Raw genomic sequence first — 3,681 nt, 5'->3', positions numbered from 1 at the left:
CTCCCCTCCCCCCCTTCACTCTGAGGACGTCTCTACCGCCCGTTCTTGCGGAGCGAGCAAGTCGCCGTGGCCGTCCGGTTCGGGTCGCTCTCCGAGCGGGCCGTGAGGGTGATCTTGCCGTTCCGTTCGGCGCCCGGCGCGGCCGCGACGGCGACATCGACGGGGACGGACGCGCCGGCCTTGGCCGTCGCCAGCCGGTTGGGCAGCCAGGCGGACCAACCGCGCCCGGAGGCGGTGGCCGACAGCCGGTACACGTCGGCCGAACGGTATCCGTCGTCGGCCTCCGCGGGACGGCCGGTGTTGGCTAGGTCGAACGTGCACCTGGCCCGGCCGTCGACCGGCCGGCCCTGCGCCGTACCGCGCCCCAGAGCGGCGCCGCGCAGTTGCGGGCCGGTCCCGTCGAGGGACTTGACGCCGACGTCGTAGGAGAGGACGCCGGACGCGTCGCGCCGGATGTCGAGGATGTAGAAGTGCAGGCGGTTGGCCCGGTCCACGTACTCGTAGGAGCTGCCGGAGTCGGCTCCCGCGTGGAAGAGGGCGTCACTGAGCTGCCGGTAGTCACCCATGGTGATCTTCTGGAGGGTGCCGTCGGGGCGCTTGAAGTCGACCATGCCGATGTCCTCGGGGTGGGCGTCGATCACCCACGCGAAGGGGGCCCGGTCGGCGTTCTTCGTCTTGCTGAGCAGTACGCCGTGGTCGGGGGTGAAGGAGTCCATGCCCATGCGGTCGACGACCTCGACGGTGTAGTTGTCGTAGCCGCCGCCGTCGCAGAGCGGGTCCTTGGCGCGGTCGCACGCCGGGGAGAGGTCACGGCTCAGGCCGACGTTGATACCGGAGAGGCCCTTTTCACCGGGTGGTGCGGAACGGGCGGTGACGCGGGCCACGACGAGCCCCTGGTTCTTGAGATCGTCGCGGTCGAGCCGGAGGACGTTCTTCTCGTCGACGATGCCGAGCTTCATCTTGTCCCGCAGGACGTGCTGGGCCCCCATGGAGCCGCCGGCGGTCGCGGGGATCCGCCAACGCGTGTGGGGGCCACCCGGTCCGTTGAAGGAGCCACGCGAGAGCATCCCCCAGATGCCGGTGTAACTACGGCTCAGGGGCGTCCCGTAGGGGTTGTTGTAGTTGTCCCCGATGCCCAGGATGTGGCTGAGCTCATGGGCGAACGTCGCCATGCCCGAGCTCTCGGCCTGGGTGGACGACCCGTTCGCCGCGTTCGGCCAGATCCGCGCCGCGGCCTGCCAGGACGTCCACGGCACGTACCGGGTCTTCGCCGCGTTGCCACCGGACGCGAGCGGGGACGGCGGCCCCCAGGCGGCGGGCACGTCCTCCGGCGACCGGAACTTCATCTGCCCGAACTCCTGCCAGGCGGACGACTCGTCCACCCCCGCCGTCAGGTAGAAGACGAAATCGAACTTCCCCGCCTGTCCGGCGCCCACATCGGCGACCCAGGCCCGCTTCCCGTCGGCCCTGATGTCCTTGCCACAGGTGTCGCCACGGGGGCAGGCCCCGGGGTTCATATCGGGCTCGATCCCGTACTGGTACGACTTCCACGGCAGCCGGTAGACCCCGAACGCCGTCAGGTCGACCCCGAAGCGCCCCCCGGAATCCTCCATCCAGTATTCGTTGATCGTGTGCCCGTGGTTGAGCGTGCCGGGCTTGTTGAGGAAGTCGCGGTAGAAGGCGGGCACCCGGTCGCGGGGGATGCCGGACGCGGGCGGCTGCGGATTGCCGAACCGGCCGGCTCCGGCCTGCTTGCTGACGGAGAACTCCTCGTCCGGGTAGTCGAGGAGCACCAGCGCGCCCTTGAACTTCCGCTGTGTGGGCTGGAGATTGGGGTCGGCCCAGCGGGTGCCGGGGACCGACCGGTATTCCGCCCAGGTCATGTCGTCGGGGTTACGCCAGTTCTGCGGGTCGATCGGGCGGACGAGGGGCTGTCGTCCGCCCGATACGGCGTCGGGCGTCGCCAGCGCGGGGCCCGCGGCGACCGCGGTGGCCGTCAGCCCGAGGAGCGCGGCGGCGACGCGCAGGCGACCGAACCGTATTCGGCCGGTCCCGGTCCGGCGGAGCCTGCCGGATCTTGAGCCGGCGGAACGTCTGTGACGGTGGAGGAACAAGACTCACCTCTTGTCTGAAGTCGTCTCCTGCCGTCAGGAGTTGACCGCCGGAGACGCGGCAAGCTGTTCGATGGGGGTGCCCACCGGGGCCAAGGTAAGGGGGAGGGAGTCGTGACGCCAGAGTGACGCCGCGTCCGGCTGCCGGGAAGAACCCTGACGATTGCCCTTAGGGGGCGCGCTGTTCGGGGCCGCGCGGCATCACCGATCGGGATGCGCCGAGGGCCGGCGCCTTCTGCGAAGGGGGCGTCCGGAGTCCCTCCAGGGTGACGACTACGAGGCACCGCGACGCTTGAGTGGTGGGCCAAGCGAACGACGCGGCTGAGCCGGTTCCGTGTACGGGGCACGGCCCGTGCCTCCGGGGGCGACCGGACGTGCGAGGCGACGCTCTCATATTTCCCCTGGCCGCGGAGGGGCCCCCGCTCTGACGACGCGGGCGAGCTGTCGGTCGATGCCGTGGGAGCAGGGGGCGAAGAACGGATGGGCACTGCCGAGGCGGTCGGGAAAGAGAGCTCTCGATAAGGGAGATTCCCTAGGGGTTCCCTGTGAGAGAAGCCCACTACGGATTCTCCCGTACGGGGAATTCCCTAGGCGATTCTCGATGTTCGTTCCTGAAGCCGGAATCGCCATAGCGGCGGTCTCAGGGAGCCATCATGGAAGCCCGCACGTACTCGTACAGCGCGTCCCGTACGAAGGCGGCTCCCTCCACGGACCCGTAGGTGGTGGCGAAACACGGGTTCGTGACGTACATGTCCCCGAGCCCGCGAACGAGCTCGACGGATCGCTCGTGGTCGCCGTCGGCCAGCGGAGTGCCGGGAATCGCACGGAGCCAGGCGACGTGCCGGGCCGCCAGCGCCTGCGCGCGCTCCGAGAGTGGGGACGTGCCCTCGCGCCAGGCGGTGGCCCACGCCTCGACGAGCTCGTCGGTGTCCCGCTTCCAGGCGAGCTTCTGCCGCAGGTCCTTGCCGTGCCACCAGTCGTTGCTCACCCGGAAGGCTCGTTCCCCCCACCGGGCGACCACCTCGTCCTCGTAGCGGTCGTTGAATCCCTCCAGCATCATGTCCATGGTCGGGTCCTGCCCCGAACGCCGGGCGTCGAGCGTGCGTCGAACGGCCCTGATCCGCCGGTCCAAGCGGTCGCGTTCGGTCTCCAACAGCCGGATATGTTCCCGCAGCGCCTCCACCTCGTCGGTTTCCCGGCTCAGCACCTCCGCGATGACCGGCAGGCTCAGTCCGAGATCCCTCAGCAGCAGAATCCGCTGCAGTCTGGCCACCGCCTCGGCGTCGTAGTACCGGTAGCCGTTCGCGCCGACGCGGGAGGGCGGAAGGAGCCCGATCTCGTCGTAGTGCCGCAACGTGCGGCTGGTGACGCCGGCGCTGCGCGCCACCTGCTGGATGGTCCACTCCACGCAGCTCCCAGCCCCGGTCCCAGTCCCAGTCTTGGCCCCGGTCCCACTCCGCATGCCGCTCCGGCCCGGCACCGACATCGCCCCCCGGCTGCGCACCCGGACGGCGATCCTCTCCCTGGGCGCCCGGATGACCACGGACGAACGGCTGCGCGCCAAGGTCGA

Annotated in this window: 2 protein-coding genes; both read right to left on the bottom strand. The window is 70.1% G+C overall.

Features of this window, described 5'->3' with window-relative positions; translation table 11 throughout:
• Positions 1 to 32: 32 nt before the first annotated feature.
• Entirely contained in the window at positions 33 to 1,883 is a 1,851-nt protein-coding gene (locus ACSNOK_RS31650; protein ID WP_436784239.1) for a M6 family metalloprotease domain-containing protein, read from the bottom strand.
• Positions 1,884 to 2,751: 868 nt separating this feature from the next.
• Positions 2,752 to 3,519, bottom strand: coding sequence for a MerR family transcriptional regulator (locus tag ACSNOK_RS31645; protein ID WP_436784238.1), 768 nt, complete (start codon positions 3,517 to 3,519; stop codon positions 2,752 to 2,754).
• Positions 3,520 to 3,681 lie beyond the last annotated feature (162 nt).

The sequence above is a fragment of the Streptomyces sp. URMC 126 genome (assembly GCF_051386555.1).
GTDB lineage: Bacteria > Actinomycetota > Actinomycetes > Streptomycetales > Streptomycetaceae > Streptomyces.
The sequence above is the reverse complement of the archived record's forward strand: the minus strand, read 5'-3'. Positions and strand labels throughout refer to the sequence as shown.